Source organism: Desertivirga arenae (assembly GCF_017355785.1).
In the GTDB taxonomy this organism is placed as follows: domain Bacteria; phylum Bacteroidota; class Bacteroidia; order Sphingobacteriales; family Sphingobacteriaceae; genus Desertivirga; species Desertivirga arenae.
Window position 1 is genome coordinate 538,200 of sequence record NZ_JAFEWE010000003.1, and the last position, 17,505, is coordinate 555,704.

Genomic DNA, 17,505 nt, shown 5'->3' on the forward strand with positions numbered 1-17,505 from the left:
TAAATGCAACCATAAAAACCAAAAATACGTATCTCGAGAATATAAAATTGATAGATTCCAAGTGTGATGATGTATATTAATTTTTCAATTAAAAATTACAGTTCAAATTTAATGAAATTAAAACCATTAAAACGATTCATTATTGCCTTTGCAGCCGTAATGCTGCTGCTTCCCTTCTCATCTTTCTCTAATAACTCCAACATACCCCCCTATCGTATAAAGACTATTGTAATTGACGCAGGGCATGGTGGTGAAGATGGAGCGACGCGGGGAGCAATTGCTAAAGAAAAGGAACTGGCATTACAGGTAGCACTCAGGCTTGGGAAAGCAATTGAAGATTCAATGCCGGATGTAAAAGTGGTGTACACACGTACCAGTGATGTATTTGTCCCTCTTTATGAACGTGTTGGACTGGCCAATCAGGTTAAAGCAGATCTGTTCATCTCGATCCACTGTAATGATATGCCGAAAAACTTTAAGGGCAGAAGCTCGACGAAAGGTGTCGAGACCTTTGTATCAGGTTTTCACCGTCTTGATGAGCAAAATAAAGCCATTAAAGATATTGCTACACGTGAAAACGAATCTATCTTATTAGAGAAAGATTATAAGAACAACTATGATGGTTACGATCCTAACGATCCGGAAAGTATGATCATTTTTTCTTTAATGAAAAATGCATTCCGGGAGCAGAGCATAAAATTAGCTTCTTTTATGCAGAACGAGTATGTAAAAGTTGGACGCATAGATCGCGGTGTTAAAGAAAAAGGATTAGCTGTACTGGCACGTGCAGGGATGCCCGCAGTCCTTACCGAAATTGGTTTTGTATGTAACAAGGAAGAAGAAGAGTACATGGTGTCAGAATATGGTCAAAACGAAATCGTAAATTGTTTGTTAAAAGCAATTCAGGGTTATAAGAAGCAGGTAGAGCTTTAAAAACCTGAAAGGTATACTATATTTGGAAAAATTATTAACGCTTTGAAAATAACAAACGAAACTAAAGTAGGAATATTAGCAGCTGTTGCCATCACTATTTTAATTTTAGGATATAGCTTTTTAAAAGGAAACGACGTTTTTTCGAGAGAAAATGAGTATTACGCCATCTACGAAAATGTAGAGGGCGTTGCTGTTTCAAAACCAGTATTGGTAAATGGCTATCAAATAGGGCGAGTTTCTAACCTTACCTTGCAACCTAATGGCACAATACTCGCCGAGTTTAAAATTAAGCCCGAGTACGAAATCCCTAAGAATACCATTGCGAAAATAGAAAGTACCGACCTGCTTGGCAGTAAAGCAATTGTATTTGAGCTTGGAGAGGGAGGCGTTTACGCCACAAGCGGGGATACGCTGAAAGCTAATAAATCAAAAGATCTTTTGGAACAGGTGCAGCCTGTACAGAAAAAAGCTGAACAGATCATTGCGCGTTTAGACTCTATATTGACTTCAGTAGATAATACTATCAGTCCCGAGTTTCAACGTAACTTCAACAGCAGTTTCGCGAGTATCGCCAAATCACTTAAGACCCTTGAATCTACTACAATGAAAGTAGATCATATGGTTGGAGCAGAAAGTAGCCGCCTACATGCTATCTTCTCAAATCTGGAGTCAATTTCAACAAACTTTGCTCAAAACAATAAAAAGATCACGACCATCATGTCGAACATTGAATCCGTGTCTGATCAGTTCGCCAGAGCAAACTTTGAAACTACTATTAAAAATGCTGATAAGGCGATAGCAGACCTTCAGACAGCAGTAAACAAGGTAAATACGGGTGAAGGTTCTTTAGGGCAATTACTTAACGACAAACAACTCTATAATAACCTCAATAGCTCAGCTGAAAATTTAAATAAGCTAATGATAGATCTTAAAGCAAATCCCAAAAGGTACGTGAGTTTTTCAGTATTCGGTGGTCGCAAAGATTAGGTAGAAGATATACGTATAAAAGGAAAGCCCGTTTAGTTTTAAACTAGACGGGCTTTCCTTTTATACGATTTCTGATCGTTACAATTGAAAAACAGTACCTTCAATAGCTAATTTCGAATTAGGAAATACCGTTTGCGCTTCGAGCAGTAAGGGCTCCAACTCTCTGTACCGGGCTGAAAAATGGCCAAGAAGTAATTGTTTAGCATTAGCTTTTACAGCTATTTCGGCTGCTTGCAAAGCCGTGGTATGAAAGGTCTCCTGAGCTCTGTCAATCATATCATTCATAAATGTCGACTCGTGATAAAGTGTATCAACATCTTTGATAGAATCTAGATATTTCCAATTACAGATGGTATCAGAACAATAGGCGTAAGATCTCGGCTCGTCCGGATCAGTAGTAAAATCTTCAGATCGATACACCTTTCCATCCATGTCCGTAAAATCTGCACCCCTTTTAAAAAGATGGATTGCTGGTAATGGAAGATCCAGTGCCTCTACTTTATCCTTTAATAACTTTCGTAAACGCTTTTTCTGGGTAAACTTAAATCCGGTGCAAGGGATACGATGCTCGAGGATAATAGTTTCTACTATTACATCCTGGTTTTCGAATATCTTTTCCGGAACTTCCGGATTGGTAAAGTAATATTCTATAGGATAACGAATATCAGTCTGTGAGTATTTAAACTGAATCTCGAGGATCTCTTTTAATTCAGCAGGAGCATAAATAAAAAGAGGCTTCTTTCTTCCGTTCAAATGCATGGAAGAAAGAAGCCCTACAAGACCAAGATAATGATCGCCATGTAGATGGCTTATAAAGATATGCTCAATTCGCTGGGCTTTGATACCGTTTCGCAGTAATTGCAGTTGAGTACCTTCACCACAGTCTATAAGGAAATATCTCTCATTAATATTTAAAAGCTGTGCGCTTGGATATCTGTTAAAAATTGGGGTAGCTGAACTGCTTCCTAAAATAGTTACATCAAACCTCATGAACTCAGTGAAGCAATTATCTCGCCTCTTTTTTCAGTTCACGTTCAATCTCCTCCATAAAAATCAGATCGATCGCTTCTTCAACAGTAGGCACTATTGTTAAAACGCTTTCTAATTGTGAAATAGTAATGAGGCGATCAATATTTTCGTTAACGCCGGTAATTATAAAACTACCATCAGCATTTTTACAGAGGCGGTGACCTACTAACAGGCTACTTAAGCCTGATGAATCAGAGTATTTAACCCCCGAAAGGTCAAGAACTATATTGCGAATCCCCTCTGTATTAATTAGAATCAACTCCGATTTAAGTTGAGGAGAGATAAGGCTGTTGAGCTTTGCTTCATTCAGCTTAATTAATACGTATTTCTCGTGTTTGTCTACCGTAAATTTCATAGTTACCGTCTGCAATATGCTTTTACAATATTAAAAAATTATTTCTAACGGCACAATTGTTTTTAGTCGCAATTGCCCTTCTGTAGATGATTTTCTTAATAATATTACAATAATCCCACCAGCCTAAACAATTTTGAAATTCTTACCCTAAACGATTAAGACTTTCAAGTATATTATTTTCTACTCTCTTAAGAACTTCTGAGGCTTCGGCTTTCCTAAAAGCATCGCCTGTTATATGTTCATAAAGCTCTATGTAGCGATCTGAGATGGATTGTATCAAGTCAGGTGTCATCTCTGGAATGGTTTGACCCTCCTTGCCCTGAAACCCATTTTCAATAAGCCATTTCCTTACAAATTCTTTCGATAATTGCCTTTGAGGTTCACCCTTCGCCTGCAACTCTTCGTAACCTTCCTGATAGAAATAGCGTGAAGAATCAGGTGTATGAATTTCATCGATCAAATAGATCCTTCCATCCGCTTTTCCAAATTCATATTTAGTGTCGACCAGAATTAAACCTCTTTCCTCTGCAATTTCCGTTCCTCTCTGAAATAATTGCCTGGTATACTCTTCTAGTTTCAGATAATCTTCTTCTGTGACAATTCCCTTGTTCAGGATCTCTTCACGGGAGATATCTTCATCATGCCCTACAGATGCCTTTGTTGTAGGCGTTATAATTGGCTCCGGAAGCTTATCATTCTCCTTCAATCCTTCGGGAAGCCTTACTCCACAAACTTGTCTCCTACCAGCTGAATATTCTCTCCAGGCGTGGCCTGCCAGATACCCTCTAATAACCATTTCAACCTTAAAAGGTTCACAGATTTTACCAATAGTTACAGACGGATCCGGAACATCGATCACCCAATTAGGTACAATATCTTGTGTTGCATTAAGAAACTTCGCAGCAATCTGATTTAGCACCTGTCCTTTGTAAGGGATAGGCTCAGGTAGTATTACATCAAAAGCTGAAATCCTGTCGCTTACTACCATTACAAGATAGCTATCAGAGATAGTATATACATCCCTAACTTTTCCTTTATAATAATTGGTCTGACCCGGAAATTTGAAGTTTGTTTCTTTTATTGCCGACATGGGTGGTGTTGAAATGAATTTTTTATTGAATGAATGAGTGAGTGAATTATTTTAATGAATGAATGAATGAATGAGTGAATGAGTGAATGAATGATTGATTGACTCGTGAGTTAACTAATAAATTCAGTAATGAGGCAAAAATAGTTTTTTTATTGATTTCGGTCATTAGAGAAATTAAAAACAATCATTCTATCATTCCATCATTCTCTCCTTCCATCATTCTCTCTTTCTATCATTCATTCATTCTATCCTTCTATCATTTCCTCCTTCTATCATTCCATCACTGTATATCTCCGTAAGCCTTAAGGATCTGCTTAACAAGCTTATGCCTTACCACATCTTCTCCGCTCAGATAGATTATATCAATACCCTTAATGTCCTCGAGGATCCTAAGAGCTGTATGCAAACCGGAATGCTGTTTCTTTGGCAAGTCGATCTGGGTGATATCCCCTGTTACGATGAATTTAGCTGAAGGTCCCATACGGGTCAAAAACATCTTCAATTGCATATCCGTCGCGTTCTGGGCTTCATCCAAAATCACAAAGCAGTTATCTAGGGTACGTCCACGCATAAATGCAAGCGGAGCCACTTCTATTGTCCTGTTCTCCAGATAAGCCTTCAGTTTTTCAGGAGGGATCATATCGTCCAACGCATCATATAAAGGACGTAAATACGGATCTATCTTCTCCTTCAAATCACCAGGTAGAAAACCAAGGTTCTCGCCTGCTTCAACGGCTGGACGAGTAAGAATGATGCGCTTTATCTCTTTATTTTTCAAAGCCCTTACCGCAAGCGCAACGGCTGTATAAGTTTTTCCTGTACCAGCAGGACCAATGGCGAATAGTATATCACTTTTATTAAGCCCTTCTACCATCCTGCGCTGATTTGCAGTCCTCGCTTTTACAACAATACCGTTAGGGCCAAAAACGATCGGTTCACCTCCACCACCTTGGGGCTTATCTCCGCCTTCACCTTCTGTCTGTACACTCACAGAGGCCCCAAGAAAATGCTCAAGGTCGTTATTGTTAAGACTATTGTAACGCTCCACATGTTTTAAGATTTCTTTAAAACGATTGTTGAAAGCATTCAGCTCCGCATCATCTCCCAGCACTTTTACTTCTGTCCCACGGGCAACAATTTTTATCTTTGGGAACTGTCTTTTAATTACTTCGAAATACTCGTTATTAGGGCCCCAGAGAACAATGGGGTTAACATTCTCAAGATCAATCTTTAATTCGTTCAAGTTATCCTTTTTTTAGTTTTTGATTTATTTGTGCAATTAAAATTCAATATTTGCAGCTTCAATCTATAAGCAAGATTAATAATTAATATTCACATTTTAATGGCAATAATTACTTTAACAACCGACCTCGGTTACAAAGATTTTTATCAGGCTGCCCTTAAAGGAAGTATCTTAAGCCTGATGCCGCAAGTGAATATTATTGACGTTACTCACAGCATTTCTGCATTTAACATCCTTCAAGCCGCTTTCGTTTTAAAAAACGCTTTTCCATATTTTCCAAAAGGAACTGTTCACCTAATTGGTATTGATTCGGTGTATAATGAAAACACGCGTTACCTTGCTGTGAAGTATAAAGATCATTATTTCGTAGGATCAGATAATGGCGTATTTTCCCTGATGTTTGAAGGCAATCAACCAGAGGAAATTGTAGAGCTTAACATCATGCAGGATTTGAAGTTCCTTCACTTTCCGCTAACTGATATTTTCACTAAAGCGTCCTGCCATATTGCAGCTGGTGGAAAACTGACAGACATAGGTATTCCAGTTTCGGGACTTGAAGAAAAGATGACGCTTCATCCTGTTATTGAGAAAGATACTATTCGTGGAAGCGTTATCTATATTGACTCTTTTCAGAACGTTATTACGAATATTTCAAAAGAGCTTTTTAACCGGGTGCAACAGAACAGAGCCTTCACTCTATACTTCCGGAAGAACGAAACTATATCACAACTGAGCTGGCATTATAACGAAGTGCCTGAAGGGGAAAAGCTTTGTCTTTTTGGAATAAGTAATCACCTCGAAATTGCAATAAACAAGGGAAATGCAAGCGGTCTTCTTGGACTTCATTTGGGGGATATTGTGCGGGTTGAGTTCAGATAATATTACTCTTTCCTGATTTTACCCCACATCTAATGCTGTAAATAAAACCTATTTTTGTGCGCGCTCGAAAAGCGCTTTTTTTTTATCAGGAGACGAGATGGCCCGTAACAGATTTAATAGTGGAACTACACCAGAAGAAGAATTACCAAAGGCTAAATTAAATAAAGAGAGCATTAAGAGAGCAGAAGGATTACTTCAATACATGAAACCTTATCGCTGGAAATTCTTCATTGGCTTGTTTTGTTTGTTTGTATCCAGTATAACTTTTCTAGCTTTTCCTGCCATATTAGGGGCACTACTAGATGCAGCGCAAGGGAAGCATAAGTTGCCTTTTATTCAACCTAGTATAAATGCTTTGGGGTATGCAGCTTTTGGTATTCTGTTTATTCAGTCGATTGTTTCATTTATCAGAGTTCGCTTTTTTGTTGAGGTTGCGGAAAAAACAATCGCAGATATAAGAAAGGATACCTATTTCAAACTTATAACTCTTCCTATGGATTTTTTTGCCAATAGAAGAGTTGGGGAATTGAATAGTCGCTTATCTGCAGATCTCTCTCAAATACAGGATACGTTAACCACCTCTCTCGCCGAAATTATTCGACAAACCGTAATGTTAATCGGGGGTATTGCTATATTGATTTTTGTATCGCAACATCTAACGCTTTTTAGTTTGGCTATTTTGCCTCTTGTGGTAATATGTGCAGTATTATTTGGAAAAAAGATCAGAGCGGTATCGCGGGAAGCTCAAGATAAATTGGCCGAATCAAATACGATCGTTCAGGAAACGCTTCAAGGAATATCGAATGTAAAAGCCTTTGCTAATGAAGCCTATGAAACAAAAAGGTATGACAACAGCTTAAGGGACGTAGTTTCTATTGCATTGAGAGGTGCAACTTTGAGGGGTGGCTTCGCGTCCTTTATAGTGTTTTGCCTTTTTGGTACCGTGGTTGGAGTCGTATGGTACGGTGCTACTCTAGTTGCTAATAAGGAATTATCAGTTGGGCTTCTAGGGACCTATATCCTCTATTCTGCTGTAGTTGGGGCAGCTATGGGTACTTTTCCTGACTTATTTGCTAACCTCCAGAAGGCGATAGGCTCAACTGAAAGAGTGATGGAAATCCTCCGGGAGCAAAATGAGCCTATTTCTATCGATCCAGAAGAAAACAAAACCAGGCAGGTTATCAAAGGCTGCCTTGAGTTCGACAATGTGTTCTTCTCCTACCCTTCCCGGAAGGAAATTACAGTTTTAAAGGGCTTGTCTTTTAAGGCTACCGCCGGAGAAAAGGTGGCTATTGTCGGACCCAGCGGCGCAGGTAAATCTACCATCGCCTCTCTTATCCTTCGTTTCTACAATCCTCAGGAAGGTGAAATACTGTTTGACGGCCTTACATCTGAAAGCTATGCATTAACCGACATACGTAACCAGGTTGCTATCGTTCCTCAGGACGTGCTTCTATTTGGAGGAACGATCCGTGAGAACATCGCTTACGGAAAGCTGAACGCGAGCGATGACGAGATTACAACGGCAGCAAAACAGGCAAATGCCCATAACTTTATCCATAGTCTTCCTGAAGGCTACGATACAGTTGTTGGAGAACGGGGAATTAAACTATCAGGAGGTCAGCGCCAGCGTATAGCTATTGCGAGAGCTCTACTAAAAGATCCGGCTATTTTGATCTTAGATGAAGCCACATCCTCCTTGGACTCGGAATCTGAAAGATTAGTACAGGAAGCCCTGGAAGTACTGATGAAGAACAGAACTTCTATTATTATTGCTCACCGCCTTTCAACCATCCGTGAGGCCGATAAAATTGTGGTACTTGAAAAAGGTGTAGTTGCTGAAAGCGGTACACATGAAGAGCTGATCCAGAACGAAGAAGGTTTATATCGCTATTTAAGTCAGCTTCAGTTTGAAGCATAGGCTGATTTACGAATTACGGTCTTAGATTTACGATTAACAGAACAAAGCATTCCTAATTGAGTGTTATTTGAGAGACGTAAGATCATTACCTTAAAAAGCATTTAATGAAGTTAACTATTTGGGGTGCAGCACAACAGGTAACTGGAAGCATGCACCTTCTTGAAATAAATAATTATAAGATACTTGTCGATTGTGGCCTGGACTATGAGAAAGGCACATGGCTGGAAGAAAATGAGCTTTTCCCTTTTAACCCTGCGACGATTGATGTTGTGATCCTCACCCATGCTCATGTTGATCATTCAGGAAATATCCCCACCCTCATCAGGCAGGGATTTGAAGGACAGATCCTGAGCACTCCTCCCACTGCAGACCTAGCTGAAATCCTATTGATGGACTCAGTGAATCTTTTTTTGGGAAAGGAACAAAGACATGCCAGGAAAAAGAAAAAACGATCTTCAGGGCCTAAAGCGCTTTATCTGCAAAAGCATGTAATGGATACGATGGAGCGATTTGTTACCATTGGTTTCCATAAACCTTTCCGTCTTAATGGAGACATTTCCCTTGAATTTATTCCTGCGGGGCATTTATTAGGTGCAGCAGTAGCTGTTTTGACGGTTAATGACCACGGATTCGAAAAGACCATTGCCTTCACAGGTGATATTGGCAGGAAAAATTATCCTGTACTTGTAGAGCCTCAACCACTACCTGCAGTTGATTACCTGGTTTGCGAATCGACTTATGGGGGAAGGTTTCACACGAAGGGGAAGAGCGTTGAGGAGGTGCTGACTGAAGTGATCGAAGAAACATGTATCAAGACGCCTGGCCGACTTATCATCCCTGCTTTTAGTATTGGAAGAACGCAGTCCCTTGTATTTTCGCTAAACAAGATATTCTCGTCGGGCAAACTTCCACCAGTGAAAACGTTTGTGGACAGTCCGCTTGCAAACTTTGCTACTGATGTTTATCGTAAACATCATCAATATGTAAGCGAGGACGCCAAGGAATTTTATAAGCACAAAGGTGATGAATTCGAGTTTGATAACCTGTTCTATGTTCAGAATCTGAAAGAAAGCAGGGAAATCTCCAATTACTATGAACCTTGCGTCATTGTTTCCTCTGCGGGGATGCTGGAAGGCGGAAGGATACAAGATCATTTGTTCCATAATATCCAAAACTACTACTGTACTATTCTTTTCATTGGCTATAGTGCAAAGGGAACCCTTGGTAACCGCTTGCTAAGAGGTGATCCTATTGTTACGATCAGGGATAGGGAACTTTCAGTGTATGCCACAATAAAACAGACGGACGTTCTGAGTGGACATGGAGATCACGACGATCTTTTGAATATCATCAAGAGTCAGCCAAAGGATAAATTAAAGAAGGTATTCCTCGTGCATGGAGAACCTCAAAGTATGGAAGCCCTAAAAAAGGATCTTACAGATGAAAGTTACAATGTAGTGATCCCTGAAAAAGGTGAAGTTTGGGAAATCTAATAAAGAAAATGGCAGGCTTTTAAAGCCTGCCATTTTAAATTAATTTCTAATTCAATTTATCCATTCACAATCTCACCTCCATTAGGATGCAGAACCTGGCCTGTCATATAACTGGAATCATTGGAGGCAAGGAATACATAACATGGAGCTACTTCCTCCGGTTGTCCCGGTCTTTTTAAAGGCACCTCACTTCCAAACTGAGCAACTTTATCTTCCGGGAATGTTGACGGAATTAAAGGTGTCCAGATTGGTCCAGGAGCAACACCATTTACCCGGATGTATTTGTCAGCAAGCGACTGAGCCAGGGAGCGGGTAAAGCCCACAATTGCACCTTTAGTAGAAGCGTAGTCTATAAGGTTAGCACTTCCGCGGTAGGCGGTAACGGAAGTAGTATTGATAATAGCCCCTCCTTTTGGTAAATATTTCAAAGCCGCTTTTGCCATGTAGAAATAGGCAAAAATATTGGTACGGAAAGTTTTCTCAAGTTGTTCCGCGCTGATCTGTTCCAAACTATCCTGGGGATACTGTACAGCAGCGTTATTTACCAGGATATCCAATCTGCCGAATTCAGCTACAGTTTCTTCCACTATTTTTATACAATGTTGTTCGTCACCAACGTCTCCTGGTATAAGAAGGCATTTTTGGCCTTCCTGTTCAACCTGCCATTTTGTTTCTTTAGCATCTTCATGTTCATCCAGATAAACGATAGTAACATCTGCGCCCTGACGTGCAAAAGCTACAGCTACAGCCCTTCCAATTCCACTGTCGCCACCCGTTATGATCGCAACTTTATCTGCAAGCTTTGAAAAAACATCTGATTGTTCTCCTTCATAAGCCGGTCGCGGTGTCATTTCAGATTCCAGCCCGGGCTGTTTCTCCTGATGTTGAGGAGGATTTACGTTTTGGGGTTCATTTGATTTTTGCATAGATAGATCGTTTTGCCTTGGTAACAAAGTAAATCCTGCTGAGTTTGTACAGTCTTAAAAAGGAGTAATTAGCCTGCAAATGAATGGAAGGATGTTTCTTTACCAAGTAATAGGTTACAAGGATAGCTGGAGGACTAAAAGGATTTTCTTCCCCCCAGAGGAGGTTTAGCTAAGACCCAAATCCAGCGACATAACTACTTTAACCGCAGCTTTTCAAAATCAAGGCTATCTCCTTTAAATACGTTCATGTCCACATCATGGTTAACTCCATTGATAGTTGCTCGGTCTGAGTGTTGCCAGAACTTCCAGTTCGCATCCTTACCCAGGCGCATCTTGCTCTGATAGTAGTTTGCTATCCAGAAAACGTAGCCTTCGAAGTCTTTTTTCAGATAGTCCTGGTAAAAAGATAAATTCGTATAGATGATGGGTTTTGTATCGGTTTTAGCTTCCACATATTTGATAAAAGCCTTTAACTCTTTCCGCATCTTTTCGGAGGACTGTCCGTCTAATGTTTCTACGTCCACTACCAATGGAAGGTCCCCCCTTTCCGGTCTGGCATTCTGCAGAAAAAACCTGGCCTGCCACTTACCGTCTTTGAAAGGACGGAAGAAGTGATAAGCACCAACCACAATTCCTGACTTCGGCGCTTCTCTCCAGTTTCGCTGAAAGTATGGATCCACGGTCAACAACCCTTCAGTAGCTTTTATAAAAGCAAATCTAATTTTAACTCCATCCTCCTCCATTGCCCTGACCTTCTCCCAGTCAATTTTTCCCTGGTAGTACGAAACATCTATTCCATGAATAGTATAGTTCTCAGGAATTGGAATACCAAAATCGTCATAGGAATGGTACCCTTTTTTTACCCCTATATCTTTGAACCATCTGAAAGTAGACGTGAAAATGCCTAGAACATAACCGTAATAGAATGGAGATAGCAGGATCAAAAGTAAAGCTGCCACCGGAATCTTCCAGTTAAAGCCTGGCTTCTCTCCTTTCTTAGCTCTGCTCTTAACAGTTCTTTTCACTGGCTTCTTTGCGCCTGTTGTCTTTGCTGGTCTCTGTACGGCCATAATAGGGCTGTAAAAGTACAAATATGATTGAATGCTTAACGAGCAAAGGACTTAAAACGGTGCAGATGTTGAAAGATTTAGGGGTATCTTCTTTTTATTTATCGTCAAATAGCAGCAACACACGTTCGTCATGGTCGCGCCATTCCCCGCTTTCGTCTTTTCTCCATGCTTTGATGAGAATCGCAGGATCAGGAAGAAGCTTCTGATTCGAAATATCCTCGGCAATTTCCCAGGTTAATGACTCTAATGCCTCTTTAGCTTCGCTGAAATACAGGTACTCCCGTTCACCTAGTATTGGTCCGTAAACTAATTGATCACCCCTTTTCTCCTCTTGTTGAATACTTATCTTCCCTTGATTCTTTTGTTCCATAGTTATACTTTTTCGAATGAGGAACAAACACATTCTAAAGAATGTTTCTAATTATGAATACTGTGGATAGAGTCGAAAAAAGTCCGGGCAATTCAGAGAGTAATTAAACGATTTACATTTAGTGCTTTCTATCGGACTATCTGTGCTTTATCCGGGGAGTATCTGGGGAGTATCCCCGGAGTATTTGAGAAGCTATTGCTAACCAGCCAGCCCTATCTGCGCCCTGTTATATTTATTTCTATATTCGATCGGCGACAAGCCCGTAGTCCTTTTAAATGTTGTTCTGAACGCCTTTGTATCGGTATAACCCACTTGATACATTACTTCGTTAATGTTGATCCTGGAACTCTCCAGGCTCTTTTTCGCAGCCTCGATCTTAACACATTGCATATACTCCACGATAGTATTGGTGGTTGCCTTCTTAAATCTTCTTTCAAGACTTCTTCGATTGAGGGCTAACATATCAGCGATCTGGTCAACAGTGATCCTTTCCTGATAATTCTTCTCAATATACTCCTGCGCTTTGCGAACCAGATCATCCCCATGCTCCTTTTGTCCCTTGAAAATAATGAAAGGAGACTGGCTATGCCGGTCCATTTCGATCTCAAAAACTTTTGAGCACATTATAGCCATATCCCTGCCAGCGTACTTTTCGATCAGGTATAAAACCAAGTTCATTGATGAGAATGCTCCCCCGCTCGAATACAAACCAAACTCGTCTGTTATAATCTTATCAGGTACCATCTTTACTTCGGGAAACATAGATTTAAATTCAGCAGCTGAAAGCCAGTGTGTAGAGCATTCTTTTCCATTGAGGAGTCCCGTGGAGGCGAGAATAAAAGCTCCGATACAAAGACTTGCCACTTCTGCCCCTTGCTTGTACTGGCTGATGATCCATGGCACATAGTCCCGGTTTAGCTCCAGAATATGTTTTATAGGACCATGGACTGCCGGAATAATTATCAGGTCAGTCTTTATCAGGTCTTTTATCGTCAGTTGCGGAATAACTGTAAACAGCCCGTTCGTTAGGCGTGTTTCCTTAGAAAGCCCTACCATCTGCACCTTGAATAAAGGTGCTTTTCCGGCACTGGCAAGAAAACCATTAACCATGTTAAACATTTTGTAAGTGGCCTCCAGGTTGCTTAAGCTGGTTTCTCCTTCTAAAGCAAGGATCGATATGTGCTTCATAATTCAAATTTAACATCTTCCATTGTCGCAATCAACCCCTTAAATAGACGTAGATACACCTCACTTAAGGCAACCACCCCGGCTAACTTTACATCAATAAATGCTGGAACCAGATGCAGACGGTTGAAGTTTTTAAAACGGATGTACAGAAAGATTGTGAGGCTAAAGCATTAATTGAAATTCTTGTAAAGATTTCGCCTGGCTGCCTCATTAACTTTGATCTCGATGATTGTGATAAAATTCTTCGTATTCAGGGTGAAAAAATAGTGATCAGGGATATTGAGACGATCGTATCGCAACGTGGGTATGTTTGTGAATGCCTTGAATAGCAAAAAAGGAATAAACATGAAAAAGATTATTTTATCGGTAATGGTTTCTCTTGACGGCTATATTGAAGGACATAATAAGGACATAGACTGGCACGTGTGGGACAAGAATATGGACGATTACATGAGCGATTTCTTCAAAGGTATAGATCGTATAATTTTAGGAAGAGTTGCCTACCAGTTAATGGCAAATTATTGGCCCAGTTCTTCTGCTGAATCAGAAAATCCTTTAATCGCCCATAAAATGAATAAGCTGCATAAGCTGGTTTATTCCAGGTCGCTTAAATCCTCTGATTGGCGAAACACTGAAATTATTAGTGAGCTGACGGAAAAAGACGTCCTTGAAATCAAAAGTCAGGGAGAAAATGATATAGTAATTTTTGGTGGGGCTGAAATAATTCAGCAATTTATCGATCTTGACCTCATTGATGAGTACCGGCTTATTATCAATCCGGTTATCCTTGGAAGCGGAAAACGTCTTTTTAAAGAGGGAGCTGAAAAACAAAAGAATTTTAAACTACTTCAAACTATCCATAATAAATCAGGGAATGTAATTCTTTGCTATTCCCGGAATTAGAACACCAAAAGATTACCTCAATATAAAAACCATGAAAGTCATGAAAATCGTGTTATTTACCCTTGCTGTTATTATCGCCCTTCCTTTGATTGCTGCCATATTCATTAAAAAGGACTACAGCATTAAAAGGGAAATAATCATTAACAAACCAACGGGCGAAGTTTTTAATTACGTAAAGCTGCTCAAGAATCAGGAGTATTATAGCAAGTGGGTGATGTTAGACCCCAATTTGAAAAAGCAATATAAAGGCACTGATGGAGAAGTTGGATTTGTGTATTCGTGGGAGGGAAATGATAAGGCAGGCAAAGGGGAGCAGGAAATCAAAAACATAGAAGAGGGTAAAGAAGTGAATATAGAAATCAGGTTTGAAAAGCCGTTCAAAGGAATAGCTTATGCCCCTATAACTACAGAGGCTGTGAATGACAAACAGACTAGGGTAACCTGGGGAATGAGTGGAAAAAGCAACTACCCGATGAACTTCGTGAACCTTTTTAACGATAAAATGCTGGGTGGTGACATCGAGCAGAGCCTTGCTTTACTTAAAAAGAACCTGGAGCAGAGAAATTAATTATTCATAAACTTAAGAATACACTTATGCTTACTATTCATCCCTATTTAAATTTTTCCGGCAACACTCTTGAAGCCTTTAATTTCTACAAGAAAGTATTTGGCGGAGAGTTCTCGCTTGTGTTACGGTTTAGAGATACATCCGAGGCAGGTCGTGTTCCTGAGGAACATCTGGATAAACTAATGCACATAGCACTTCCTGTAGGTCAAAGTGTTTTAATGGCTACCGATGCCCTGCCCGAGATGGGTCACCATCTTCAGCCGGGCAATAATTTTCACATTTCTATCATGCCTGATAACAAGCGGGAAGCCGAGCGTATCTTTAATGAGCTATCTGAAGACGGAAAAATCTCAGTACAATTCCAAAAAGAATCATGGGGAGAATATTTCGGCATGTTTACCGACAAATTCGGAATGAACTGGATGGTTAATTGTAAAGCAGAAGATTAAATAATAGAAGTATATTTAATTAAATTACGTTTACCATGAAAACAGTAGAATCAATTAAGAGAACTCTAACTCTTAATGCTCCTAAAGAGAAGGTGTGGGAAGTATTGACAAAGGACGAATACACCCGTGAATGGTATAAAGAATTCAGCGAGGGGTCTCATGCAAAGAGCGATTGGAGGGAAGGTAGCAAGATTACCTTTCAAGATTTAAGCGGACAAGGAATTATAGGGGTAATAACTGTTCTTCAGCCCCATGAGCATCTCGAATTTAGGTACAATGGTATTTTAAATAAGGGAGTTGAAGACTTTGAGAGTGAAGAAGCTGTGGCTGTAAAAGGCTTTAAGGAACTATACCTTATCAAGGAAACAGATGGCGTTTGTACGCTGAAAATTGAAAGCGATATGAACGAAGAATATGTCCAGATGATGGAAGAAGCCTGGGACAGGGCGTTGAAAGTTCTGAAAACATTAGCTGAGGGCTAAAAGAATTGTGATCAAATAATAATTAAGGGAGTTGTGGATTAACCCTCATGGTAATTCGCAACTCTCTCACTCGCTGATCAATGGAAAAACTAGTATTAACCGAGTCAATAGATTTATTTTGCATTAGGGCAAAGTCCTTTCCTGAAGGCATTAAAGATGCATTCGATACGCTTTCAAATCTGTTAACTGATTCTTCCTCAGAAAGAATATTTTATGGTATCTCCTACCCTGATGAAAAAGGTTCTATTGTTTATAAAGCGGCCGTGGAACAAAAAGCAGAAGAAGATCTGGATAAAGCAGAATTAGAAAAATTTACTATTCCTTCCGGTATTTATTTAACAGAGAAAATTGAAGACTTTATGCATAATATCCCGGCAATTGGAGATTGCTTTATGAGACTTCTTGCCAATCCTGAAATTGACCGGTTTCCCTGCATCGAGTGGTACAATAACAGCAAGGACGTGATCTGTTTGGTAAAGCTTAAAGATTGACAGCTTTCCTAAATAGTAAGCTGTAAAATAAGATCTGAGTATTTATAACTGCAGGTTACGCTTGTATTCACAACTTTCGATTGCCTTCTTATAATCTTCCAGCGTATCGAAGTTCAGGCATCTTTGAATGGCTTTCTTGTAACACAAGATCGCTTCATCATAATTCAACTGGAATTCTTCAGCTATACCAAGACGATAGTATATTATAGACTTATCTACAAGAGGAATATGCAATGCTTGATCGGCTATAGGCCTGATCTTGGACCATTCCTCCAGGTTTGTATACAGAATAATTAAATTACTGTAAGGATGAGGATAGTACTTGTTAGTCTTAAGTGCTTTAAAAAAATGGTTCTTTGCCCGCTCATAATCGTCAAGTTGCGTACGATAGATCCAACCCAGGGAATTGTGAGCAGGAACATAGTCTGGCTCTTCATTAATGATAGACTCCAGCAACTGTTTAGCGTGAACATAGTTAGCGTTACGAATAGCTTCCTCTGCTTCCAGGTAAATATCTTCTAAATGGATCATTTCTTCTCACAAAACTAAGCCACAAAGTTAAATATCATACCGATAAAACAAATCGCCCGGGCTTGTTTCATAATTTCATCCTCCAATATTCTTTCTACCTTAGACATAAATTGGACATTAGATGAAGTTATACCAAAGATCGTTAAGACTAAAAGCAAGAAGAAGAGGGTTTCATATCATTACTTCGGAGGTGGCTCAGGCGTTGCCGGAAATAATTACTATCAAAGCAGGAATGTGTCAGGTATTCATTCAACATACTTCAGCCTCTCTTACCATAAATGAAAACGCAGATCCCACCGTAAGGCAAGATTTCGAAATGTTCTTTAATAAAACCGTTAAGGAGAATGATCCGGATTATCTGCATGATTATGAGGGATCTGACGATATGCCTGCTCATTTAAAAGCATCGATCCTGAGCTGTTCTGTTATGATACCCGTTAGTAATGGAAGGTTGGCGTTAGGAACGTGGCAGGGTATTTACCTTTGCGAACATCGAGATCAGGGAGGTGAAAGGAACTTAGTGATAAGCTTATGGGGTGACTAAGGCTATCGATGAAAGCATAAAAAAGCACAGTTTCTTTTTGAAACCGTGCTTTA

Annotated in this window: 21 protein-coding genes; 12 read left to right on the plus strand and 9 right to left on the minus strand. The window is 39.8% G+C overall.

The annotated features are described in order from the left end of the window. Nucleotides 1-111 precede the first annotated feature (111 nt). A complete protein-coding gene (locus J4N24_RS09355; RefSeq protein ID WP_207533404.1) occupies nucleotides 112-933 on the plus strand; it encodes an N-acetylmuramoyl-L-alanine amidase family protein in 822 nt (273 codons plus the stop codon). A 42-nt stretch (nucleotides 934-975) separates the two neighbouring features. Then, a complete protein-coding gene (locus J4N24_RS09360) occupies nucleotides 976-1,920 on the plus strand; it encodes an MlaD family protein (protein WP_207533405.1) in 945 nt (314 codons plus the stop codon). A 78-nt stretch (nucleotides 1,921-1,998) separates the two neighbouring features. Here J4N24_RS09360 and J4N24_RS09365 read toward each other — a convergent pair whose 3' ends face one another. The 4 genes from J4N24_RS09365 to J4N24_RS09380 form a co-directional block, all read right to left on the minus strand. Continuing rightward, nucleotides 1,999-2,910 (minus strand): ribonuclease Z, encoded by a 912-nt coding sequence (locus tag J4N24_RS09365; protein ID WP_207533406.1) that lies wholly within the window; start codon nucleotides 2,908-2,910, stop codon nucleotides 1,999-2,001. A 16-nt stretch (nucleotides 2,911-2,926) separates the two neighbouring features. Next, nucleotides 2,927-3,304 (minus strand): STAS domain-containing protein, encoded by a 378-nt coding sequence (locus J4N24_RS09370; protein ID WP_207533407.1) that lies wholly within the window; start codon nucleotides 3,302-3,304, stop codon nucleotides 2,927-2,929. 142 nt (nucleotides 3,305-3,446) lie between these two features. Beyond that, nucleotides 3,447-4,394, minus strand: a complete 948-nt coding sequence (locus J4N24_RS09375) for a phosphoribosylaminoimidazolesuccinocarboxamide synthase (RefSeq protein ID WP_207533408.1) — start codon at nucleotides 4,392-4,394, stop codon at nucleotides 3,447-3,449. A 280-nt stretch (nucleotides 4,395-4,674) separates the two neighbouring features. Then, nucleotides 4,675-5,637: a PhoH family protein gene (locus J4N24_RS09380; protein ID WP_207533409.1), complete on the minus strand. Its 963-nt coding sequence runs from the start codon at nucleotides 5,635-5,637 to the stop codon at nucleotides 4,675-4,677. 99 nt (nucleotides 5,638-5,736) lie between these two features. Here J4N24_RS09380 and J4N24_RS09385 point away from each other — a divergent pair, with 99 nt between their 5' ends. The 3 genes from J4N24_RS09385 (at nucleotide 5,737) to J4N24_RS09395 (ending at nucleotide 9,930) form a co-directional block, all read left to right on the plus strand. Next, complete coding sequence (locus J4N24_RS09385) at nucleotides 5,737-6,516, plus strand: SAM hydrolase/SAM-dependent halogenase family protein (RefSeq protein WP_207533410.1); 780 nt, start codon at nucleotides 5,737-5,739, stop codon at nucleotides 6,514-6,516. A gap of 97 nt (nucleotides 6,517-6,613) precedes the next feature. Next, nucleotides 6,614-8,437, plus strand: coding sequence for an ABC transporter ATP-binding protein (locus tag J4N24_RS09390; protein ID WP_207533411.1), 1,824 nt, complete (start codon nucleotides 6,614-6,616; stop codon nucleotides 8,435-8,437). Between the two features lie 104 nt (nucleotides 8,438-8,541). Further along, complete coding sequence (locus J4N24_RS09395) at nucleotides 8,542-9,930, plus strand: MBL fold metallo-hydrolase RNA specificity domain-containing protein (protein WP_207533412.1); 1,389 nt, start codon at nucleotides 8,542-8,544, stop codon at nucleotides 9,928-9,930. Between the two features lie 56 nt (nucleotides 9,931-9,986). Here the strand turns inward: J4N24_RS09395 and J4N24_RS09400 are convergent, their stop codons facing one another. From J4N24_RS09400 to J4N24_RS09415, 4 genes are all read right to left on the minus strand, one after another. After that, entirely contained in the window at nucleotides 9,987-10,856 is an 870-nt protein-coding gene (locus J4N24_RS09400; protein WP_207533413.1) for an SDR family oxidoreductase, read from the minus strand. Nucleotides 10,857-11,050: 194 nt separating this feature from the next. Beyond that, nucleotides 11,051-11,926, minus strand: a complete 876-nt coding sequence (locus tag J4N24_RS09405; protein WP_207533414.1) for a glycoside hydrolase family 25 protein — start codon at nucleotides 11,924-11,926, stop codon at nucleotides 11,051-11,053. Between the two features lie 94 nt (nucleotides 11,927-12,020). Next, nucleotides 12,021-12,296 (minus strand): hypothetical protein, encoded by a 276-nt coding sequence (locus J4N24_RS09410; protein WP_207533415.1) that lies wholly within the window; start codon nucleotides 12,294-12,296, stop codon nucleotides 12,021-12,023. Between the two features lie 198 nt (nucleotides 12,297-12,494). Next, the gene (locus J4N24_RS09415) at nucleotides 12,495-13,484 is read right to left on the minus strand and encodes a GlxA family transcriptional regulator (RefSeq protein ID WP_207533416.1); all 990 of its coding nucleotides are present in this window, start codon (nucleotides 13,482-13,484) and stop codon (nucleotides 12,495-12,497) included. 113 nt (nucleotides 13,485-13,597) lie between these two features. Here J4N24_RS09415 and J4N24_RS09420 point away from each other — a divergent pair, with 113 nt between their 5' ends. The 6 genes from J4N24_RS09420 to J4N24_RS09445 all read left to right on the plus strand — a co-directional run bounded on the left by J4N24_RS09420 (nucleotide 13,598) and on the right by J4N24_RS09445 (nucleotide 16,377). Further along, nucleotides 13,598-13,813, plus strand: a complete 216-nt coding sequence (locus J4N24_RS09420; protein ID WP_207533417.1) for a hypothetical protein — start codon at nucleotides 13,598-13,600, stop codon at nucleotides 13,811-13,813. 16 nt (nucleotides 13,814-13,829) lie between these two features. Continuing rightward, nucleotides 13,830-14,387, plus strand: coding sequence for a dihydrofolate reductase family protein (locus J4N24_RS09425; RefSeq protein WP_207533418.1), 558 nt, complete (start codon nucleotides 13,830-13,832; stop codon nucleotides 14,385-14,387). A 31-nt stretch (nucleotides 14,388-14,418) separates the two neighbouring features. After that, a complete protein-coding gene (locus J4N24_RS09430) occupies nucleotides 14,419-14,955 on the plus strand; it encodes an SRPBCC family protein (protein WP_207533419.1) in 537 nt (178 codons plus the stop codon). Between the two features lie 26 nt (nucleotides 14,956-14,981). Further along, entirely contained in the window at nucleotides 14,982-15,404 is a 423-nt protein-coding gene (locus J4N24_RS09435; protein WP_207533420.1) for a VOC family protein, read from the plus strand. A gap of 35 nt (nucleotides 15,405-15,439) precedes the next feature. Then, the gene (locus J4N24_RS09440; RefSeq protein WP_207533421.1) at nucleotides 15,440-15,886 is read left to right on the plus strand and encodes an SRPBCC family protein; all 447 of its coding nucleotides are present in this window, start codon (nucleotides 15,440-15,442) and stop codon (nucleotides 15,884-15,886) included. An 80-nt stretch (nucleotides 15,887-15,966) separates the two neighbouring features. Next, nucleotides 15,967-16,377 carry a hypothetical protein gene (locus tag J4N24_RS09445; protein ID WP_207533422.1) on the plus strand — a complete coding sequence of 137 codons (411 nt, stop codon included), beginning with the start codon at nucleotides 15,967-15,969 and terminating at the stop codon, nucleotides 16,375-16,377. Nucleotides 16,378-16,419: 42 nt separating this feature from the next. Here the strand turns inward: J4N24_RS09445 and J4N24_RS09450 are convergent, their stop codons facing one another. After that, nucleotides 16,420-16,908 carry a tetratricopeptide repeat protein gene (locus J4N24_RS09450; protein ID WP_207533423.1) on the minus strand — a complete coding sequence of 163 codons (489 nt, stop codon included), beginning with the start codon at nucleotides 16,906-16,908 and terminating at the stop codon, nucleotides 16,420-16,422. Between the two features lie 121 nt (nucleotides 16,909-17,029). Here J4N24_RS09450 and J4N24_RS09455 point away from each other — a divergent pair, with 121 nt between their 5' ends. Further along, nucleotides 17,030-17,452, plus strand: coding sequence for a secondary thiamine-phosphate synthase enzyme YjbQ (locus J4N24_RS09455; RefSeq protein WP_207533424.1), 423 nt, complete (start codon nucleotides 17,030-17,032; stop codon nucleotides 17,450-17,452). Nucleotides 17,453-17,505: the final 53 nt, after the last annotated feature.